The organism is Pseudolabrys taiwanensis (assembly GCF_003367395.1).
Lineage (GTDB): Bacteria > Pseudomonadota > Alphaproteobacteria > Rhizobiales > Xanthobacteraceae > Pseudolabrys > Pseudolabrys taiwanensis.
On record NZ_CP031417.1, the window covers coordinates 380,957 to 400,097 of the forward strand.

General features: G+C 62.8%; 20 protein-coding genes. 8 read left to right on the top strand and 12 right to left on the bottom strand.

Annotated elements, in window-relative coordinates; translation table 11 throughout:
- Nucleotides 1–131: 131 nt before the first annotated feature.
- Entirely contained in the window at nt 132–455 is a 324-nt protein-coding gene (locus DW352_RS01765) for a hypothetical protein (protein WP_162826714.1), read from the bottom strand.
- Between the two features lie 290 nt (nt 456–745).
- On the opposite strand from DW352_RS01765, the gene DW352_RS01770 reads away from it, so the two are divergent.
- From DW352_RS01770 to DW352_RS01780, 3 genes are all read left to right on the top strand, one after another.
- Nucleotides 746–2,440 carry a hypothetical protein gene (locus DW352_RS01770; RefSeq protein ID WP_115687955.1) on the top strand — a complete coding sequence of 565 codons (1,695 nt, stop codon included), beginning with the start codon at nt 746–748 and terminating at the stop codon, nt 2,438–2,440.
- Nucleotides 2,441–2,481: 41 nt separating this feature from the next.
- Nucleotides 2,482–2,835 carry a hypothetical protein gene (locus DW352_RS01775; RefSeq protein WP_162826715.1) on the top strand — a complete coding sequence of 118 codons (354 nt, stop codon included), beginning with the start codon at nt 2,482–2,484 and terminating at the stop codon, nt 2,833–2,835.
- Between the two features lie 77 nt (nt 2,836–2,912).
- Nucleotides 2,913–3,422, top strand: a complete 510-nt coding sequence (locus DW352_RS01780; RefSeq protein WP_115687959.1) for a copper chaperone PCu(A)C — start codon at nt 2,913–2,915, stop codon at nt 3,420–3,422.
- A 75-nt stretch (nt 3,423–3,497) separates the two neighbouring features.
- Here the strand turns inward: DW352_RS01780 and DW352_RS01785 are convergent, their stop codons facing one another.
- The 3 genes from DW352_RS01785 to DW352_RS01795 are packed head-to-tail and all read right to left on the bottom strand — an operon-like array spanning nt 3,498 to nt 6,412.
- A complete protein-coding gene (locus DW352_RS01785; protein WP_115687961.1) occupies nt 3,498–4,820 on the bottom strand; it encodes a TRAP transporter large permease in 1,323 nt (440 codons plus the stop codon).
- Nucleotides 4,820–5,323, bottom strand: a complete 504-nt coding sequence (locus DW352_RS01790; protein WP_115687963.1) for a TRAP transporter small permease subunit — start codon at nt 5,321–5,323, stop codon at nt 4,820–4,822. Before DW352_RS01790 ends, DW352_RS01785 begins: the two co-directional genes overlap by 1 nt.
- Entirely contained in the window at nt 5,324–6,412 is a 1,089-nt protein-coding gene (locus DW352_RS01795) for a TRAP transporter substrate-binding protein (RefSeq protein ID WP_115687965.1), read from the bottom strand. It abuts the gene before it with no gap.
- A 310-nt stretch (nt 6,413–6,722) separates the two neighbouring features.
- Here DW352_RS01795 and DW352_RS01800 point away from each other — a divergent pair, with 310 nt between their 5' ends.
- A complete protein-coding gene (locus tag DW352_RS01800) occupies nt 6,723–6,956 on the top strand; it encodes a hypothetical protein (protein ID WP_115687967.1) in 234 nt (77 codons plus the stop codon).
- An 87-nt stretch (nt 6,957–7,043) separates the two neighbouring features.
- Here the strand turns inward: DW352_RS01800 and DW352_RS01805 are convergent, their stop codons facing one another.
- The 5 genes from DW352_RS01805 to ku all read right to left on the bottom strand — a co-directional run bounded on the left by DW352_RS01805 (nt 7,044) and on the right by ku (nt 12,509).
- The gene (locus DW352_RS01805) at nt 7,044–7,628 is read right to left on the bottom strand and encodes a carboxymuconolactone decarboxylase family protein (protein WP_115687969.1); all 585 of its coding nucleotides are present in this window, start codon (nt 7,626–7,628) and stop codon (nt 7,044–7,046) included.
- Nucleotides 7,629–7,874: 246 nt separating this feature from the next.
- Nucleotides 7,875–8,261 (bottom strand): septal ring lytic transglycosylase RlpA family protein, encoded by a 387-nt coding sequence (locus tag DW352_RS01810; RefSeq protein ID WP_115687971.1) that lies wholly within the window; start codon nt 8,259–8,261, stop codon nt 7,875–7,877.
- A gap of 135 nt (nt 8,262–8,396) precedes the next feature.
- Nucleotides 8,397–8,909, bottom strand: a complete 513-nt coding sequence (locus DW352_RS01815) for a low affinity iron permease family protein (protein WP_115687973.1) — start codon at nt 8,907–8,909, stop codon at nt 8,397–8,399.
- 65 nt (nt 8,910–8,974) lie between these two features.
- Nucleotides 8,975–11,659, bottom strand: a complete 2,685-nt coding sequence (gene ligD, locus DW352_RS01820) for a DNA ligase D (RefSeq protein ID WP_115687975.1) — start codon at nt 11,657–11,659, stop codon at nt 8,975–8,977.
- Nucleotide 11,660: 1 nt separating this feature from the next.
- Entirely contained in the window at nt 11,661–12,509 is an 849-nt protein-coding gene (gene ku / locus DW352_RS01825; RefSeq protein ID WP_115687977.1) for a non-homologous end joining protein Ku, read from the bottom strand.
- A 204-nt stretch (nt 12,510–12,713) separates the two neighbouring features.
- Here ku and DW352_RS01830 point away from each other — a divergent pair, with 204 nt between their 5' ends.
- The 3 genes from DW352_RS01830 (at nt 12,714) to mdoH (ending at nt 16,721) form a co-directional block, all read left to right on the top strand.
- Nucleotides 12,714–12,890 carry a DUF1328 domain-containing protein gene (locus DW352_RS01830; protein ID WP_115687979.1) on the top strand — a complete coding sequence of 59 codons (177 nt, stop codon included), beginning with the start codon at nt 12,714–12,716 and terminating at the stop codon, nt 12,888–12,890.
- A 178-nt stretch (nt 12,891–13,068) separates the two neighbouring features.
- A complete protein-coding gene (locus DW352_RS01835) occupies nt 13,069–14,574 on the top strand; it encodes an OpgD/OpgG family glucan biosynthesis protein (protein ID WP_342634889.1) in 1,506 nt (501 codons plus the stop codon).
- A complete protein-coding gene (mdoH, locus tag DW352_RS01840; protein WP_115687983.1) occupies nt 14,562–16,721 on the top strand; it encodes a glucans biosynthesis glucosyltransferase MdoH in 2,160 nt (719 codons plus the stop codon). Before DW352_RS01835 ends, mdoH begins: the two co-directional genes overlap by 13 nt.
- Nucleotides 16,722–16,980: 259 nt before the next feature.
- Here mdoH and DW352_RS01845 read toward each other — a convergent pair whose 3' ends face one another.
- Entirely contained in the window at nt 16,981–17,523 is a 543-nt protein-coding gene (locus DW352_RS01845; RefSeq protein ID WP_425374647.1) for a sigma-70 family RNA polymerase sigma factor, read from the bottom strand.
- A gap of 5 nt (nt 17,524–17,528) precedes the next feature.
- Nucleotides 17,529–17,753, bottom strand: a complete 225-nt coding sequence (locus DW352_RS01850) for a NepR family anti-sigma factor (RefSeq protein WP_425374630.1) — start codon at nt 17,751–17,753, stop codon at nt 17,529–17,531.
- Nucleotides 17,754–17,949: 196 nt separating this feature from the next.
- On the opposite strand from DW352_RS01850, the gene DW352_RS01855 reads away from it, so the two are divergent.
- Nucleotides 17,950–18,753, top strand: a complete 804-nt coding sequence (locus DW352_RS01855; protein WP_115687985.1) for a response regulator — start codon at nt 17,950–17,952, stop codon at nt 18,751–18,753.
- Nucleotides 18,754–18,793: 40 nt separating this feature from the next.
- Here the strand turns inward: DW352_RS01855 and DW352_RS01860 are convergent, their stop codons facing one another.
- A complete protein-coding gene (locus DW352_RS01860) occupies nt 18,794–19,141 on the bottom strand; it encodes a hypothetical protein (protein WP_115687987.1) in 348 nt (115 codons plus the stop codon).

The window sequence follows — 19,141 nt, forward strand, 5'->3', positions numbered from 1 at the left end:
TCAGCCCCCAAGGCCCGGTTTGCCACCGGTAAGCGGTCGCGTGCCCGTATAGCGAAGCGGGCGGTTAAGTTCAATGGTGGCGGGTATTTAAGCCCACCCGCCGCCGGGATAACCGGGCCCGTCGCGGGTCCTTACCAGCGCTCCCTGTTTACCTCCACCGGCGTGCAGCCGCGACGGCCCGACAGCACGCAATCCTGGTTCTTCCGCATCGAGGCCATGGTGTCCGCCAGCCACAATCCGGCGCCGATCAGGGCCGCCACGATAAAGAACGCTACCGCATTCACAATCATGCGGTGACGATAATCCGAGGGGCTCTCTTGGCCCCCCTGATACTTTGCCAGACCTTCGACCGGAGCCGCCGGCTTTTCCAGCGGTTTGCGGGCCGTCCGCCCCGCCGGAAAGTTCACCACCCGGGCTTCGCGGTCGGAAGACGATGAAGACTCTTGGCTTTTCATGGCTATGGCACCCTAGCACGTCCTCCGCGGCCTCGGGACAACCAGTAATTTAGGCCGGGGAACTCTCTTCTATTTGGTTTCTTGTCCACAGCGGGGCGTTCGGCCAGAGTGCCGCCCGGGGCCAAGCATCATCAACAAGAACAGGGCTCTACCTTTCATCGGGCGTCAGTCCCGGGGGAATCGCGATCGCGCCAGATCGTCAAGGGCGCGGCGGATGGAGGGGTTCTGCCTGTCACGCGGGGGCGGACAGGGGTGGGGGATCGGGGACTCGTTTGCTGCAACCAATTTCAATGCTCGGCCAGGTGCTCGACCTGTCCGGCTTCGCGAAGGTCACATCGCTTCTGGTGTTGCCCTTCGCTCACGAAGACTTGGCCATCGTGCTTGGTGGCTACCTTATCGTGAACAATGTCATGCCGGCAGCGCTGGTGACGTTGAGCCTCTATGGCGGCATCGTCGCCAGCGATTTCGCGCTCTACGGACTCGGCGTCGCCGCGCGCTATGTGCCTTGGCTCGGTCGCTACGCGATCGACGCGCGCGTGACCCGCTTTAGCGATAGCCTCAAACGCAATGTCTTCGGGCTCGTCGCGGTGTGCCGCGTGGTGCCGGGCATCGTGTTTGTCGCCTTTGTCGCTTGCGGGTGGGCGCGGGTGCCGTTCTGGCGCTTCACCGCGGCCAGCTTGATCGTCTCGGCGCTATATCTGCCGTTGATGCTTTATCTGGTGATCGTCTTCGGCGATGTACTCGATAATCACGTCGGCCTGTGGGCGTGGCCCGTTCTGCTCGCACTGCTGGCTGCGACAGGGTTTGCGCGCAAGCGCATCTTTGCTTTTGCGGAAGAAGGTAGCTCCGACACCATCGATGCACCGTTGCCAAGAGCCAATTTCGGTATGCCACCTTTGTCGCGGGCCGATCGCAAGGTGGCTCCCGCCGAACGCATCCCACCCTTTCTGTTCTATCTGCCTCTTGTGCTGAACTGGTTCAGGCTGGGTTTCATTCATCGCAGCCTCACGCTGCCGACCGCGGCCAATCCGACGATCTTCACCGGCGGTATGTGGGGCGAAACCAAAAGCTCTTACTTTCGTGATCTGGCGCCGGAGCAGTGGCAATGGATCGCCGATTTTGTTGTGGTGGAGCGCAGCGCCGCGCCGGCGGAAGCCGACCTTGAGGCAGCTGTGGATCGGCTGGACGAAGCCGGACTGACGTTTCCGGTCATCGCCAAGCCAGATGTCGGCTGGCATGGTCATGGTGTGCATTGCATCAACGATCGCAGCGGTCTCGCGCGCTATCTCGCGCAGTTTCCGATCGCAACGCCGCTGATGCTCCAGCGCTATGTGCCCTATGCCGGCGAAGCAGCGGTGCTCTACGCGCGACAGCCGGGTGAGCTTAAGGGCAGGGTCCTCTCGCTCACCTTCCGTTACTTCCCGCATGTGATCGGCGACGGCCGATCGACACTGCGGGAATTGATAAGCCGTGACCCGCGCGCGAAGTGGAAGGCGGCGCTGCATCTCGGCGGCGATCCGAGCCATCGCGGCGTCGATCCGCGCGACCTCGACCGCGTAGCCGAGCGCGGCGAGGTGGTGCGCATTGCGCTCATCGGCAATCAGCGTGCCGGCGCGCTCTACCGCGATGGACACCATTACATCACGGCTGCGTTGCAGGCACGTTTCGACGCGATTGTCGCCGGTATGCGCGAGTTTCACTATGGCCGCTTCGACTTGCGCTTCGAGGACGTCGAGACGCTGATGCGAGGCGAGGGCTTCTCGGTGGTGGAGATCAACGGCATCGGTGGCGAAGCGATCGATTGCTGGGATCCGCATCTGTCTGTGACCGAGGTCTATCGCAGGCTCGCCCGCCATCAGCGTCTTCTGTTCTCGATCGGGGCCGGCAACCGCGCGCGGGGCTTCCTGCCAACCAAGCCGAGCGAATTCGTCGGCAGTCTCATCCGGCAAGGGCAGCTTATCCGCCGCTATCCGACCTCGACGTGAGCGGCGTAGACGATCGCCCGCGAAACGCCTAAACAGGCGCCATGAGCAGACCCGTGCGCTCCCGGCGGCTGATCGCGCTGTTCGCGGCCTATGTCGTCGCGCTGCAGGGTTTGCTGCTGCCGCTCACTGTGGCGGCCTTCGCCGCCCCGGAGAATGTTCTCTGCACAGCTGGCGGGCCGTCACATCCATATCCGGGCCACGACGGCGGCTGTGCCTGTGCGGCCGGCTGCGGCATGCAGTGCGGCACCCCGTCGCTTGCGGGCGCGCCAAGTCAGGACGTTGTCGTTCTGCGGACGGCGCACCTATTTCTTGTTCTGCCGCAACTTGTACCGTCGGCCGTCGCCAAAGCGGAAGACGGAATTCCGCATAGCCCGCGCGCGCCGCCTTTCGTCTGACGCTGCCTGAACCGCATTCCCGCAATATTCGGCAAGCGTCGCCTTCTGCGCGCCTTGCCTCTCAGGACAAAGACGACATGAAACCTACTGCATTTTTCCTCGCCGCCGCGCTTGCGGCTTTCACCACCGCGACCGCCGCCGCCCAGGACGTCAGCGTCGGCAACATCAAGATCGTCGCGCCATGGGCGCGTGCGACGCCAAAGGGCGCCAGCGTCGGCGGCGCCTATTTTAAGATCACCAATACGGGCACGGCGCCCGATCGTCTCGTCAGCGGTTCGTCCGATGTGGCGCAGCGCGTGGAGATCCATGAGATGAGCATGGACAAGGGCGTCATGAAGATGCGCGAGCTGCCGAAGGGGCTCGAGCTCAAGCCAGGCGAAACGGTCGAATTCAAACCTGGCGGCTATCACGTCATGCTTGTCGGTCTCAAGAAGCCACTGACGCAAGGCGAAGACGTCAAAGCCACCTTTCAGTTCGAAAAGGCGGGCAAGGTCGACGTCATCTTCAAGATCGGCTCCATCGGCGCGCAAAGCGCCGACGGCGGCGGTCATGATATGGGCGGCATGAAGATGCAGCATAGCCATTAGGCTGTGATGCACGAACGTTAAGACATGCTCCGCTCGGGCGCGCATTTGCGACCGAGCGGAGCATGAACGGTGCGCTTACCAGCCGATCGCCTTGGGCAGCCACGTCGCGAGTCCGGGGAAGGCGAATACCAGTACCAGCGCCAGTATCTGCATGCCGACGAACGGAATGATGCCGCGATAGATGTCGCCGGTCGTCACTTCGGGCGGCGCGACGCCGCGCAGGAAGAACAGCGCCCATCCGAACGGTGGCGTGAGGAAGGAGGTCTGCAGATTGACGCAGATCAGCGTCGCCAGCCACACCATGTCGACATTCGCGGCGGTGAAGACCGGCAGGAACAGCGGCACCGCGATGTAGGAAATCTCGATCCATTCGATGAAGAAGCCGAGAACGAAGATGATGAACATCAAAAACCAGATGTCCGCATTGATGCCTCCGGGCAGGAACGCGAACAGGTCGTGGACCAGCCTCTCGCCCTGAAGGCCACGGAAAGCCAGAGCGAAGAGCTGCGCGCACATGAGGATGAACATCATCATGGCGGTGGTCTTCACGGTGGCCTGGCCGGTCTCGCGCAACACTCTCCAGGAGAGGCGCCCGGTCACGGCGGCGATGAGGATCGACCCTAGGGCGCCCATGGAGGCCGCCTCCGATGGCGCCGCGATGCCGGCGATGATCGAGCCGAGGACCGCGGCGACGAGACCCACAGGCGGCGCCACGACCTTGAACAGCTTGGCCGCCAACTGACCGCGCGACAGCAAGGCACGCTCTTCCGCCGGGATCGCCGGCACTTGCTTTGGACGGACGATGCCGAGAATGAGGATGTAGACACAATAGATGCCGGCGAGCAGCAGGCCCGGGATCATGGCGGCGGCGAACAAGGTGCCGACGGACTCGTTGAGGATGTCGGCGAGAAGGATGAGGATAAGGCTTGGCGGGATGATCTGGCCGAGCGTGCCGGAGGCGCAGATCACGCCGCAGGCGAGGCCTTTGTTGTAGCCGCGGCGCAGCATGCCGGGCAGGGTCAAAAGGCCGAGCGTTACAACGGTCGCGCCGACAATGCCTGTGGTCGCGCCCATCAGCACGCCGACCACGACAATGCCGACGCCGAGCCCGCCGCGCAACGAGCCGGCGAGATGACCGATCACGTCCATCAGGTCTTCGGCGAGCTTGGATTTCTCCAGCATCATGCCCATGAAGACGAACAGGGGGATGGCGAGCAATGTCGCGTTCGTCACGACGCCGAACAGGCGGTGCGGCAACAGATTGAACAGCGTCATGCCGAAGCCGAGATAGCCGAAGACGAATCCGGATATGGCCAGGGTCATGGCGACCGGAATGCCAACCATCAGCAGCACGAAGAACGACGCCAGCATCAGGATGGCGAGAATTTCCAAGCTCATCACGCTCTCCGATAAGCGAGCCAGCTCTTGATCGCTTCCGAGAGCGACTGAAGAAAATACAGGGCGAAGCCGAGCGGGATCAGGCCTTTGACAATGTAACGGTGGTCGATGCCGCCGGGATTGGCCGTCCCCTCATTGATGCTCCAGGACTGGTAGACGTACGGGATGCAGAGTTTGATCACGAGCGCGCACAACAGCATGCCGAGGATCGCGGTGATCACGTCCACCAGATGCTTGGTCTTATCGCTGAAGTATTGGAAGACCACGTCGACACGCACGTGCTCGCCTTGCAGCAGCGCGTAGCTCATGCCGAAGACGCAGATGGGCACCATGATGTGCCACTCGAACTCCTGCATCCAGATCGAGCCGATCGAGAAGCCGTAGCGGAGGAGCACGTTGGTGCCCATCACGAGCGCGAGGCCCAGCGCCAGCCAGGATGTCGCGCGGCCGACGCGATCGACGAAAGCATCGATCGCACCGGCCAGACGTTCCGCGCCGCGCACTTAGATCGCTCGACGGATCTTCGTGTGGTAGACGAGCTCGCTCTTGTCGGCCCAGTCGTCATACTTCGCTTTGTAAGCGAAGTATGATTCGTGAACCTTCTTGGTGATCGGGTCTTTCTCGACCGCCTCGGCGAGGATCTTGGTGGTGGCTGCGCGCAGCGCCTTCACAACGTCGTCCGGCAAGGGCTGGGCGATCACACCTTGGTTCTTGACCAGGTCTTCATAGGCCTCGGCATTGTTCTTCTGGCACCACGCTTCGCTGATGACGTTGCAGGCCGCACAGGCGTTCTCGACGATGGCCTTGAGGTCCGGCGGCAGGCTCTCCCATTTGGCCTTGTTGATCGTGAGCTCCGACGTGGTCGCCATCTCGTGCCAGCCGGTCGTGTAGTAATATTTGGCGACTTTGTGCAGGCCGAGCTGGCGATCGAGATAGGGGCCGACGAATTCGGCGGCGTCGATGACGCCGCGTTCGAGGTTGGGGAAGATTTCACCCGGCGCGATGAGGCGGGCGTCGACGCCCAACTCCTTGTAAACGCGGCCGGCGAGGCCGGGGATGCGCATCTTGACGCCTTTGAGGTCGTCGACCGTCTTGATCTCCTTGCGAAACCAGCCCGTCATCTGCACGCCGGTGTTGCCGCAGGCGAACGGAACGAGATTGAATTTGTCGTAGACCTCACGCCACAACTCGCGGCCGCCGCCGTCGTAGTACCAGCCGTTGAAACCCTGGTAGTTGAGCCCGAAGGGCACGGCAGTGAAGTACTGCGCGGCGAAGCTCTTGCCGGTCCAGAAATACGAATTGGCGTAGTTCATCTCGACCGTGCCCGACGAAACGGCATCGAAGCCTTCGGCGGCCGGGATCAGTTCGCCGGCGCCGTAAAACTGAATCTTCAGGCGGCCGCCCGACATCTCCTCGATTCGTTTGCACAGGTCTTTCGCGCTGCCGGGACCGGTCGAATAGAACGCCGCGTTCGGACCGTAGAAGCTGGTCATTCTCCAATTGAAGGCGGCCTGGGCCTTGACGACCGCCGGAGCGGCGAGGCTGCCGGCAGCGCCCAACAGAGCGGCTTTGGTAAAGTCACGACGTCGCATAAGTAGCTCCCCCTTGTGCGCGGCTATTGCCGACGATTGTGCGCGAGCAGGGTGGAGCAAGCGACGTGCCATTCACGTCATAGTCCTTTGATATCAATGCCTTAATTTAATATATCGCTGCTATTGGTTATGTGGTGCTCAAATGCGCGGCGGTACCATCTCGTTTTTGGGCAGCCGCGTCGCAAATCGCGCGCTGCGGCATTCGTTACATCGGTAACCGAGATCGGAAAAGTCGATCACTTATCCAAGAACCATTTTGGTGTTGTCGGCGTTGCCAACGCGCACATGTGAAATCCAGAGGAGGCAACACATGAAGCATTTGGTGATCGGTGTGGTTTCGGCTGCGGCGCTGTTCGCCGCCTTGCCGGCGTCGGCCGAGGTCGTGGTTCGTGCGCCCGGCGCGGGCGTCGTCATTGGTGACGGCCATCATCACGGGTGGCGCGAACGGCATTGGCACCGTTCTTATGCCGAATGCCGTACGGTCCGCGTCAAGAAGCGCATGCCGAACGGCGATGTCGTCATCCGCACGCGCCGCAGTTGTTGATCGTTACGATCGAATGCAGCAAGGACATCCCGGCTTTTGCCGGGATGTTTTGCATTGAAGGCCGGACACAGGCTCCGGCGAACTCGTTCAGCTCTTTGGCTCGGCGAAGGCCAATTCGACGTCTTCCGGCGGCAGCATGTTGAAGACGTTAAGCGTCATGGCAATGAGAGAGTAATAGCCAAGGATGCCGACGAGCTGAACCAGCGCTTCCTCGCCGAGGAAGGCATAAACGCGCTCGTACGTCTTATCGCTCACGCGCCGGTTCTTGTAGAGCTCCTCAATGAAGTCGTAGAGCGCGAGCTCCTCCTTGGTGCCACTCGCCGGACGTTTGCCGGCCTGCAGGTCGGCGATTACCTTCTTGCTGACGCCTTCACGCTCGGCGATCGGCGCGTGCGCGAACCATTCATACTGCGCCCGCCAGTGGCGCGCGGTGCACAGGATGGCGAACTCCGACAGACGCGGCGGCAGCGAGGTCTGATAGCGCACGTAGGCGCCCAACGCTTGCGCCAGCAGCCCGAGGTCGGGGGCGTGCATCCAGGCGCCGAACGGACCCCGCGGCGTGATCGACTGCCCGCGCGGACCGTCACGCAGCGCACGCAACAGTGTGAGCTGGGCCTTGTTCATTTCGGCCTCGGCGACGAGCGGGAGACGTTGGGCGGGGCGCTTGGCCATAGTCTGACAATCCTCTGGAGCGGTCGTGCAGGCGGGACGAGGCAGGGCCTCGCGATGAATCGCGCTCACTATAGCGCAAACGATGCCGGCGCCATGCGGGGGCAGACATGTGCCGGCCGCTCTTGCCGGCGAGAGGAATAGGCCGGCCGGCATGCCCGACGCTTGTTTCGACATCGGGAAATTACCCCGAGGGTGGCGTTCATTTGAGATAGGGCGGTCCTGTCCGACGCGCGGCGAGCAGGGCTTTCACTGCGCCGCAGGCGGCTCCTGCACCTCGGCGGTGACGCGCACAAGACCGTGGCCGATCATGCGTAATTCTGTGGCCGCGGCATAAGACAGGTCGAGCACACGCGTTTTGATGAAAGGTCCGCGGTCGTTGACCTCGACTACCACGCTCCGCTTGTTCGGGCCGGTGACACGCAAGCGCGTGCCGAAGGGTAAGGTGCGGTGCGCCGCAGTGAACTTGGTGGGATCGTATCTGTCGCCGCGTGCCGTGCGGCCACGATAGTTCTTGTCGTAATAAGAGGCGATGCCGGCGAAGGATTTGCTGTGTTTTTCCCCGCCGAAGGCCATTTGGTTCGCGAGCAAAAAGACCACGGCGGCACCGGCGAAAGCGCGCGCTTCACGTCTCATTGTATCCCCGCTTATTCCCAGTTGCGCAGCCGAGTTAACGAACAACGTTATGGCCAAGGCGTAGTGACGTGCGCATGACAGCGTGACACTCGGATACCAGCCTTCGGCCTGCGGCCTGGCGAGTTCCACACACCCTTAATGTGTGTGGGTGGAACGTTCGGCTGGTTTTACCTGTGACGCCGCCGCTTTGGTCTGATGATTCTTGCTGTTGCTTTGGCTAGCCTCCCGCTCTCCCTTGCGCTGTTCGATATGACTGAGTGTGTGTTCGGCGCGGACGCGGCATTCCTCGTGCAGATGCGCCAGCTCTTCGTCGCTGAGATCTTCGATCGCGGCGAATCTGTTCTCCGCGCCCTGCATCGCCAGCACCAGCTCCGACAGCTTGAGCTGGACGGTCAGGATGTCGCGGTTCTGCGTGTTTTGAATCAAGAACACCATCAGGAAGGTGATGATGGTCGTGCCGGTGTTGATGACCAGTTGCCACGTATCGCTGTAGTTAAAGATCGGCCCGCTGACGATCCAGACGAGCACGACGCCGAGCGCGAGCAGGAAAGTGACCGGATGTCCTGTCCATGCCGCGGTCGCCTGGGCGAACTTGGAGAACGCCGGGAAAAGCTTCCCTTTCTTCGAAGTGTCTGAGTGGCCGGTCATGCAGAAACCCTTGTGCGGCCAAATAACGCACGGCAGGTTTCTGAGTTCCAATGCAGCGACGGCGGCTATTTGAACTTCGGCAACGGCTGCCTGACCTTGCCGATGCCGGCCCACGGGTCCTTGCGCAAACGGGATAGCCGCTGCGCGATGTTCTTCACGGTGTAAGTGTTGGCACCCTTCAAGGTCCCCAGTTCGGACCAGTCGATTGGCACCGATACGGGCGCGCCTTCCCGGGCGCGCGTCGAATACGGCGCGACAGCCGTGGCCTCGCGCGAGTTGCGCAAGTAGTCGATGAAGATGCGGCCGTCGCGTTTGCTCTTGGTGGCCGTGGAGACGTATCTCTCCGGTTCGTCCGCTTCCATGGCGGCGGCGACCGTGCGCGTGAAGGTTTTTGCCTCGTCCCACGGCGTCGGCTTGATCGGCAGGACGACGTGCAGGCCCTTGCCGCCCGTCGTCTTGACGAAGGTCTTGAGCTTGATGCCTTCCAGGCGCTCGCGCACGTCGCGCGCGGCGGCAACAACATCGGCGAAAGTCGTTCCGGGCCCGGGGTCGAGATCGAAAACGAGGCGGTCGGCCATGTCGAGATGGTCGATGGTGGAGCCACGGGTATGTATTTCCAGGACGCCCGCCTGCACCAGCGAAATGAGCCCTTCGAGGCGATCGATCGAGATGATCTTTTTGCCTTTCTCGGGCACGAGGTGCAGGAGCCCCGGCGTCAGGCCAGCTGCCACATGCTTCTGGAAGAAGCATTGGCCGAAATCGGAGCCGTCCGGACAGCGCACGAGCGCCACGGCGCGGCCAACGAGGTGAGGGGCCATCCACTCCCACACTTTGACGTAGTAATCGGCGAGGTCGCGTTTGGTGACGCCGGCATCCCGCCAGTAGACGCGGTCGGGATGCGTCAGCTTCACAGCACCGACTATGTCATCATTCTGGGCCGTCGTGGCGCGCCCTTTCTTGACACTGGCGCGCGGCTTGGCGGTCGCGCTGCGCTTGACCGCCGTCGCGGCGCGCGCCGCACTCGCTTTCTTCTCACGCACCACTTCGGTCGCCTTTTTGTCTTCGCGTACGCCTTGGAACGAAGCTTGGCGGACGCGGTCGCCGTGGGTCCAGCCACGGAAGTCAACCTCGACCACCATCTTCGGTTCAACCCAGATGGCGCGACGGCGGCCGCGCTCTTCCGTCGGGACAGTCCCGAAGGGGCACGACTTGGTCGTCCGCGCATTCAAGGTGCGGTACAGATCGCGCGCGACCTCGTGCGAAAAGCCGGTGCCGGTGCGGCCGGCGTAATGCAGTTCGCCACCATCGTAGAAGGCTAGCACGAGGGCGCCGATTGCGCGCGCATCGGCGGTGGATGGGACGAAGCCCGCCACGACGAACTCCTGACGGTCCGAGCACTTCGTCTTCAGCCAGTCGTGACCGCGACCGGAGTGATAGCCGGACATGGCCTGTTTTGAGATGATGCCCTCGAGCCCCATGCCGCAGGCGCGCTTGAGCAGCACCGGCCCGCCTTCGTCGATCGACTCGCTCAGGCGTAGCGGTCCGCGCTGCGGCACGCGCGCGAGCAGTTTGCCGAGAGCGGCCTTGCGGGTGGTGAGCGGCAGCGGCCGCAAATCCGTTCCGTCGAGATGGAGCAGGTCGAAAGCGTAGAACGCCATGCGGCCCTCATCGCCGCTGCTGAGCGCTTGTTGAAGCAGTGAGAAGCTGGAGACGCCGTAGTCGCCTTCCACCACGACTTCGCCGTCGATCAGCGCTGTCTTGGCCGGGAGTTTCGCGATTGCTTGTGCAACGAGAGAGAATTTCTTAGTCCAGTCGAGCCCGCGGCGGGTCAGAAGCTTCACATTGCCGCGTTCGAGGCGTGCCTGCAGGCGATAGCCGTCGAATTTGATCTCATGCACCCAGGCATCGCCATCGGGTGCCTTGTCAGCGAGTGTGGCCAGGCAGGGTTCGACGAAGTCCGGCAGGACGCCGACCGGGGCGTCCTCGATCTCCGGCTCGTCGTCGCGTATTTTGACCGACTTGCGCAGCGGCTTGACGACGGCCGCGCGGCTTGAGGCTTTCTTCTTCTTTTTCCCGGCCGTTTTCGTCTTCGGCTTTTTCGTCTTCACGGTAGGTTTCTTGGCTGCCGGCTTCGCCGTGGTCTTTTTCTTGCGGCCGCGCCGCGGCGCGCCTTCCGCGATTTCATCGAGCGAGCGGCCGGTCACGACCGAAAGCGGCGCTTCCTCGAGAATGTCCTTGTCGCGCGCGCTTCGCTCGGCGTCGTCGTGCTGCTTGATCAGAAGCCAATTGTCGCGCTTCTCGTTCGGCCGCCGGTGCATGCGCACCAAGTGCCAACCGCCATGCAGCTTCTCGCCGTCCAGCGTGAAAGCGAGATGTCCTTTCTTGAGACCCCGGTGCGGATCGGCTTCCGGCAGCCACGTGCCGCGATCCCAGATCATCACGGTGCCGCCGCCATATTCCCCTTCGGGAATCGTGCCTTCGAACTTGTTGTATTCGATCGGATGATCTTCAACCTGAACCGCAAGCCGTTTCTCGCCGGGCACCAGACTGGGTCCGCGGGTCACGGCCCAGCTTTTCATCACGCCGTCGAGTTCGAGCCGCAAGTCGTAGTGCAGACGCGTGGCGTCGTGTTTCTGGATGACGAAGGCGCTGCCGCGCTTGCGGACGACCTTGCCTTTGGGTTCGGCGGTGACGCCGAACCGGCGCTTGGCGTTATAGGTCTTGAGCTCGCCGGTACTGCGCGCGGCCATGTCAGCTCGCCTTCCTGGCTTTCTTGCGCGCCGGGCGCTTGGCCTTGGTCTGCTGGCGCTGCCGGGTTTTTGGTGATTTTCCGCCTGCGCTGCGGCGGAGGGCGTCCATCAGGTTGATGACATTGGTCGGCGTCGGCGCCGCTACGACAGGCGGCTTCTTGCCGGCGCGCTTGGCATCGATGAGCTCGTGCAGGGCCTGTTCGTAGCGGTCCTCGAACCGGCCAGGATCGAAACGGCCTTGCTTGCTCTCGAGAATGTGGGTGGCGAGCTTGAGCATGTCCGCCGGCACTTTGACGTTCGGGATGGCGTCGAAATAGTCCTTCTCGTCGCGCACTTCGGTGTTGTAGCGCAGGGCGGTCGCGAGCAGTCCCTTGCCGCGCGGCTGCAGCAGCAGCAGGCGCTCGCGCCGATACACCACGAGCTTGGCCAGCGCGGCGAGATTCTCCTTGCGCATGGCTTCGCGGATGACCGCGAAGGCTTCCTGCGCGACATCGCCTTCCGGCACGAGGTAGAACGATTCATCGAGATAGATGCGGTCGATCTCCTCGACCGGCACGAACTCGGCGATGTCGATGCTGTGCGTGCTTTCCAAGGCGACGTTGTCGAGTTCGTCGTCCTCCATGAGCAGATATTCGCCCTTGGCGAACTCGTAGCCCTTCACCCGATTTTCGGCTGGGACGGCTTCGTCGGTTTCGACATCCACCACGTCGTTGCGGATGCGATTGCCGGTCTTGCGATTGAAGATGTGGAAATGGACACGCTCTGTGGTGCTGGTCGCCGGATAGAGGGCGACGGAGCAGGACACCAGTGACAGTTTGAGAAAGCCCTTCCAAGTCGGCCGCGGCGCCATGAGGCAGCTCCAATCGTCGTCGGTAACGGGAAAACTCTAGGCCATGGAACCGGTTCCCGTCTGCCTGGACTTTGATCTAGGGCAAAGCCCTGAAATGCCGGGGTTTTCCGAAGATCGGGAACTTTGATCCCAAACCGGCGTTGCTGATCCACATGGGTTTGGATCGGTATTCATACCGGTATTCAAAAGGAAAAGGAGTGGGCGATGTTGGGTTGGGCCGTGACGTTTCTGATCGTGGCGCTGATTGCCGCCGTGCTTGGCTTCGGCGGCGTGGCTGGCGTCGCCGTGGAAGCCGCGAAGATCATTTTCTTCGTTGCGATCGTCTTGTTCCTCATCTCGGCGATCTTTGGCGTCGTACGTGGTCGGCGGTCTGTGCTGTAGACCGCTGCGCGGCTCTTCGTGATGGCCTCGCGCGGTTGCGCGGGGCCGTTTGCTTGCTGGCAAGGGCCTGCTTCGCGCTGCGTCCGCGTGCCGATGGAACCGCCCCGGCGGCTGAGACTTGATGTTGCGATCGCGTCGGGCCGGCCGCGTCGATCGATTTTTGCTTGGGAGGTCGATTTTGGATCGCCGACGATTCATCGCCGGCTCGGTAGCCGTATTGTCAGCAGGCGCCGGATGGCGCGCGGCAGCGGCGGACCAGCCGACGACGCAAGATCAGCCATTCGATGCACAAGCAGTGCGACGCATGGCGCAGGAGCTCGCGCGGAACCCGTATAAGAAACCTGACACCTCGCTCCCGGCAGGCTTCACGGATCTGAGCTACGACGCCTACCGCAGCATCCGATTCCGGCCGGACCGCGCTTTGTGGCGCGACGAGAAGCTGCCGTTTCAGGTGCAGTTTTTCCATCGCGGCTTTATCTTCAAGGATCGTGTCGACATCTTCGAGGTGAGCGGGGGCCGCGCGCGGCCGATCGTCTTTTCACCGAGTCTATTCGACTACGGCGACATCAAGCCGCCACCGGAAGGCAGCAACATGGGCTTTGCCGGCTTCAGGCTGCATGCGCCCATGAACCGGCCGGACTATTACGATGAAGTCGGCGCCTTTCTGGGCGCGAGTTACTTCCGCGCGGTGTCTAAGGGACTTGTTTACGGGCTGTCGGCACGCGGCCTGTCGATCCGCACCGCGGATCCCAAGGGCGAGGAATTTCCCGCCTTCAAGACCTACTGGATCGAAAAGCCGGCGCAGCATACCGGCTCCATTGTCGTGCATGCGCTGCTCGACAGCGTCAGCGCCGCCGCAGCCTATCGGTTCACCATCCGGCCCGGCGAGACGACCATCTACGACACGGAGATGGCCCTCTATCCGCGCAACGATATCGGCGAGGTCGGCATTGGCTCGGCGACGAGCATGTTCTTCTTCGGCGCCAACGACCGCGACGGGATCGACGATTTCCGTCCGGCAGTTCACGATTCGGACGGACTGGCGGTGCGTAACGGACGCGGCGAGGAGCTTTGGCGGCCGCTGACCAATCCGCGCGACCTGCAAGTGAGCTATTTCGGCGACGTCAATCCGCGTGGATTCGGGCTGATGCAGCGCGAGCGCGATTTCTTTGCCTATGACGATCTGGAATCGCACTTCGAGAAGCGCCCGAGCCTGTGGGTCGAGCCGATCGGCGATTGGGGAGAGGGGGCCGTCAACCTCGTCGAAATACCGACCAAGGAAGAGATTCACGACAACATCGTCGCCTTCTGGCGCCCGAAGGAGCCCCTCAAGGCGAAGGGCGAGTACATCTACACCTATCGTCTGCATTGGGGGGCGGGTCATCCCAATCCGCAGAATCTTGCGCAATTCGTCCAGACGCGCACCGGCGCTGGACCGGATGGCACGCGCCGCTTCGTGCTCGAATTGGTGGGCGGGATGCTGGGGAGCGATCCCAAGGCGACGGTCTCCTCGGACAAAGGTGAGATCAAGAATCTCGTTCTGCAGCCTAATTCGCAGACCGGCGGCATGCGCGTCAGCTTCGAGCTCGATGCGAAGAAGGAGCCGGTTGTCGAAATGCGCGCGCAAGTGATGCAACAGGACAAGCCGGTATCCGAAGTGTGGCTCTATCGATGGACGCCTTGAGACAAAGGCCCACGGCGTTTGAGAGCGGTTTCGCGCCGTTGCCGCCAGAATGTCCGCTTGAAATGCCGGAGCAGTCGCTCTGGGAGCAGCGCGATCGACCGCCACGACCTGATACCGCGCCACGTGGTGTGGTGTTGCGTCGTCTGTTTGTGTTCGGCGGCGCCATCGCGCTCACTTGCGGCGCGGCCTACGAGATGTACGAGGTGCTGCAGGTCGGCGGCCTGACGCCGCTCGAAGCGGCGATCCTCGTGCTGTTCGTGTTGTTGTTCGCTTGGATAGCGCTCTCCTTCGTCAGCATGTTGGTGGGCTTCGGCTTGAGTTTGGTCGGCGGCGACCGGCCTCTCGGCATCGATCCGCGCGCGCCGTTACCGGTGCTGTCGACGCGAACCGCGCTCTTGTTGCCGACGTATAACGAGGACCCGCATCGCGTGATGGCGCGCATGCAGGCGATCTACGAATCCGTGCGCGACACCGGCCGCATCGCCCATTTCGACTGTTTCATTCTGAGCGACACGACCGATCCGGCGATCTGGGTCGCCGAAGAAGCGGCCTACCTCAAACTGCGCGAAGCCTTCGGCGGCGAACGGGTCTATTACCGGCATCGCTCCAAGAACACCGCGCGCAAGGCCGGCAACATATCGGAGTGGGTGACGCGGTTCGGCGGCGCTTACGATCATATGTTGGTGCTCGATGCAGACAGCCTGATGGATGGCGACACCATCGTGCGTCTTGCCGCCGGCCTCGAGCAGCATCCGCGGGTCGGATTGATCCAGACGCTGCCGGTCCTGCTCAACGGCAACACGCTGTTCGCACGGGTTCAGCAATTCGCGGGGCGTGTCTATGGTCCCTTGATCGCCCGCGGCATTGCCTGGTGGCATGGCGCCGAGAGCAACTACTGGGGTCACAACGCCATCATCCGCGTCGCGGCCTTCGCGAGCCAAGCCGGCTTGCCGTTGCTCAAAGGTGGCAAGCCGTTCGGCGGCCACATCCTCAGCCACGATTTCGTCGAGGCGGCGCTCATGCGGCGGGCTGGGTGGGGCATCCACATGGCGCCGCAGCTCGGCGGCTCCTTCGAAGAATGCCCGCCGACGCTCACCGATTACGCCATGCGCGATCGCCGTTGGTGCCAGGGCAACTTGCAACATTTGAAAGTGTTGCCGGCGCGCGGGTTGAACTGGGTCTCGCGCCTGCATCTGCTCGTCGGCATCGGCTCCTATATCACCGCGCCGCTGTGGCTGCTCTTCCTCCTGATCGGCATCTTGATCTCTTTGCAGGCCCAATTCATCCGGCCCGAGTACTTCCCGGCGGGAGCCAGCCTCTTTCCGCAGTGGCCCGCACAGGATCCGATCCGGGCGGCCTACGTGTTCGCCGGGACCATGGCGATGCTGGTGCTGCCGAAAGCGCTTGGCTATCTCGCAATGCTGCCGCGTGGGCCGGGGCGGCGTGGCATTGGCGGTGTGATCCGCGGCGCCTTGAGCGTGATTGCCGAGATCGTCATCTCGGCGTTGATTGCGCCCGTGATGATGCTGATGCAGGTGCGCGCCGTCACTGAGATCTTTATGGGGCGCGATTCCGGCTGGTCCGCGCAACGCCGCGACGACGGCTCGCTGACGACCGCCGAATTGATGCGACAGTACGCGTTTCCGACTGTGCTGGGGCTGCTCTTGGCGGCGGGTGCTTACGCCGTGTCGACGCCATTGCTGCTATGGATGTCGCCGGTCGTCGCCGGTTTGATCCTTGCCATTCCAGTGGCGGCGATGACGTCCGGGGCGCGTATAGGCCGCGGTCTGCGCCGGCTCGGTCTTTTGTTGACGCCGGAGGAGCGCAGCGCACCAGCGGTCCTCGTCCGCGCCAATGCCCTGGCCAGCGAGGGGCCGGCCGTCGGCAATGGCGATCCGCTCACGCTGCTGGCACGCGACGCGTCCTTGCGCGCGGTCCACTTCGCGATGCTCGGCTCCCCGCCCAGGCGGCGCAAAGGTGACGTCGACGTCCAGCTCGCGGTCGCCCGGGCCAAGATCGAGGATGCCGATGACCTGGATGAGGTCATTGGCCTCCTCGACCAGAAAGAAGTCTTTGCCGTGCTGGCTAATGCGGACGCGCTGGCCCGGGTGCTCCACAAATCGCCGGGAGGGAAGGTGGAGGCCTGAAATGCATGCGAGATCGCCCGGCCGGGGCAGACCTACGCAGAATCCCTGAGTTGCTGGACGGAAAGCCGCCCGGTAGCCGGGACGGATGGCCGATTCATCCCACGAACCGCCTTGCCCGCGCTGCGGCGCCCCGATGCAGCTGAAGCGGGTGGTCCCACGCGTCTCCGTTCATCCGGAGCTTCGCAGCTTCGAGTGCCGCGAGTGCCGCGAAGTGATTACCCAGCAAATTCCGACAGAGTGAAGTCGGGGACTGGCGCGGTTACTCGCCGCCGCCGGCCAGCACCGCCCGTACGGTCTCATCCGGCCCGAAGTCTTCGGCACTATTGACGTGCATGAGCTCCGCTAGACGGGTACGGGCGCGATTGACGCGCGATTTGATGGTGCCAACCGCGCATCCGCAGATGTTGGCTGCCTCCTCGTAGGAGAAGCCCGAGGCCCCCACCAAGATCAGCGCCTCGCGCTGATCTTGCGGCAATTGGTTGAGCGCGTCCTTGAATTCCTTGAATTCGACTTGGCCGTACTGTTCCGGCTGCGATTTCAGCGTCTCGGCATAGTGCCCGTCGCCATCCTCCACCTCGCGACGCCGCTTCCGGTACTCGGACCGGAAATGGTTACGCAAGATCGTGAACAGCCAGGCGGACATATTGGTGCCGGGCTGGAACGAGTCGATGTTCGCGAGCGCGCGGAGAAGCGTCTCCTGGACCAAGTCGTCGGCACGATCAACGTTTCCGCATAGCGAAATCGCGAACGCGCGAAGGCTTGGTATGGCGCTGAGAACGGCTTTACGGACCGACTCGTCCATAGGGATCATTGCCCTTCCTTTGGTTTATTCCCGTCGATGCGGTTCAGGAGATCCGTGAACCGATCAGGTACGCCCTGACCCACCACCTCGTCGTACATGGCGCGCAGTTGCTGCCCTAGACGGGCCTGCACGTCTCGCCCGAGCTTGGCTGGCTTGGCGTTGACTTTCTTTCGGGTCGCCGCGGCTTCCATCGGTTTTTGCTGTCCCACGGGCTTGCGCTCGTCGTTCATCGTTCGACCCCAGTCGCCTTGCCGGAGATACGGCACAGGCACCCCCTTGTGTTCAGTCAGAACCCATGACGTGCCATATGGTTCCCCGAAAGGCGGAACTTTTTTCTGGCCCGCACGTTGGCGGGGACATCTACTGGGCAATTCCATGGGGCTCGGGGTTCACAGGTTTGGACCCGCATTCGTTCGGGAGGGATTTTTGTCGACATCTCAAGCAGTTGCACAGCACTTGCCGTATCTGCGCCGTTATGCCCGGGCCCTGTCAGGCAGCCAGGCCTCTGGCGATGCCTATGTGGCGGCCACCCTCGAAGCGGTGATCGAGGACCCGAAAGTGCTGGAATCGGGCGCTTCCACCCGGATCGCGCTCTATAAACTCTTCACAAAAATCTGGAATTCGGTCGGTCTGAATGGCGGCAAGGGGCCTGGCGGCAATATCGACCAGCCGGTCGAGCGCCATCTGGCCCAAATCCCACCGAAGCCGCGCCAGGCCTTCCTGTTGATCGCTCTCGAGGGGCTGTCGGAAGACGACGCCGCCAAGGTGCTGGACGTCGACGTGCCGACGCTGCGTGATTTGGTGGAGGAATCCGGCCGCGAGCTCGCCGCTGAAATCGCCACCGACGTGCTCATCATCGAAGACGAGACGTTTATCGCGCTCGATCTCGAGGGCTTGGTGGAAAGCCTCGGTCACAAAGTGCTCGGCGTCGCCCGCACGCATAGCGAGGCGGTGGCGCTGGCCAAGAACAAACGTCCGGGCATCATCCTTGCTGACATTCAGCTCGCGGACGGCTCGTCCGGCCTCGATGCCGTGAACGAGATGCTCAAGACGTTCGAGGTGCCGGTGATCTTCATCACCGCCTATCCGGAGCGCTTCTTGACCGGCGAACGGCCGGAGCCAGCGTTCCTCATCGCCAAGCCGTTCCAGCCGGCCACCGTGTCGGCCGTGCTCAGCCAGGCGCTGTTCTTCGAGCGCAATGCGCGGCGGCGCGAGCGTAAGGCAAGCTGACTGGGGTGAAATTCCGATAACCGGGCGCCGGCGCGCCCGGTTATTTTTTGCGCGCCAGGGCGTAGCCGAGCATCACCGCCTCGACGAGCATGACGAGCTGCATCTCCCGCGGCTGGCCGAGGGCCGGCACGCCGTCCGCGGCGGGCTTGGCCCGCATCATCCAAAAGACTGCGAAGGCCGCCAAAGCTAAGGCTAAATATACGCCGGCAACGATCAGGTGAGCGTTCACGGCTCCCTGCTGTATCTCAAGCGCGATCGTGCCGGCCACGGTGATTTGATACACCGCGACCAGCACAAAGACGCCCATGATCGCCGCGGCCACCGCGCGCCGGACGAGACGCCCGAGGACGTGACTCACGGCCGTTGCGGCGATCTGGTCGACCCGCAT

Excerpts from the sequence above, each read along its gene's own strand:
- DW352_RS01765 (WP_162826714.1), bottom strand. The coding sequence starts at position 455 with ATGAAAAGCCAAGAGTCTTCATCGTCTTCCGACCGCGAAGCCCGGGTG.
- DW352_RS01770 (WP_115687955.1), top strand. The coding sequence starts at position 746 with ATGCTCGGCCAGGTGCTCGACCTGTCCGGCTTCGCGAAGGTCACATCG.
- DW352_RS01775 (WP_162826715.1), top strand. The coding sequence starts at position 2,482 with ATGAGCAGACCCGTGCGCTCCCGGCGGCTGATCGCGCTGTTCGCGGCC.
- DW352_RS01780 (WP_115687959.1), top strand. The coding sequence starts at position 2,913 with ATGAAACCTACTGCATTTTTCCTCGCCGCCGCGCTTGCGGCTTTCACC.
- DW352_RS01785 (WP_115687961.1), bottom strand. The coding sequence starts at position 4,820 with ATGAGCTTGGAAATTCTCGCCATCCTGATGCTGGCGTCGTTCTTCGTG.
- DW352_RS01795 (WP_115687965.1), bottom strand. The coding sequence starts at position 6,412 with ATGCGACGTCGTGACTTTACCAAAGCCGCTCTGTTGGGCGCTGCCGGC.
- DW352_RS01800 (WP_115687967.1), top strand. The coding sequence starts at position 6,723 with ATGAAGCATTTGGTGATCGGTGTGGTTTCGGCTGCGGCGCTGTTCGCC.
- DW352_RS01805 (WP_115687969.1), bottom strand. The coding sequence starts at position 7,628 with ATGGCCAAGCGCCCCGCCCAACGTCTCCCGCTCGTCGCCGAGGCCGAA.
- DW352_RS01810 (WP_115687971.1), bottom strand. The coding sequence starts at position 8,261 with ATGAGACGTGAAGCGCGCGCTTTCGCCGGTGCCGCCGTGGTCTTTTTG.
- DW352_RS01815 (WP_115687973.1), bottom strand. The coding sequence starts at position 8,909 with ATGACCGGCCACTCAGACACTTCGAAGAAAGGGAAGCTTTTCCCGGCG.
- ligD (WP_115687975.1), bottom strand. The coding sequence starts at position 11,659 with ATGGCCGCGCGCAGTACCGGCGAGCTCAAGACCTATAACGCCAAGCGC.
- ku (WP_115687977.1), bottom strand. The coding sequence starts at position 12,509 with ATGGCGCCGCGGCCGACTTGGAAGGGCTTTCTCAAACTGTCACTGGTG.
- DW352_RS01830 (WP_115687979.1), top strand. The coding sequence starts at position 12,714 with ATGTTGGGTTGGGCCGTGACGTTTCTGATCGTGGCGCTGATTGCCGCC.
- mdoH (WP_115687983.1), top strand. The coding sequence starts at position 14,562 with ATGGACGCCTTGAGACAAAGGCCCACGGCGTTTGAGAGCGGTTTCGCG.
- DW352_RS01845 (WP_425374647.1), bottom strand. The coding sequence starts at position 17,523 with ATGGACGAGTCGGTCCGTAAAGCCGTTCTCAGCGCCATACCAAGCCTT.
- DW352_RS01850 (WP_425374630.1), bottom strand. The coding sequence starts at position 17,753 with ATGAACGACGAGCGCAAGCCCGTGGGACAGCAAAAACCGATGGAAGCC.
- DW352_RS01860 (WP_115687987.1), bottom strand. The coding sequence starts at position 19,141 with ATGCGGGTCGACCAGATCGCCGCAACGGCCGTGAGTCACGTCCTCGGG.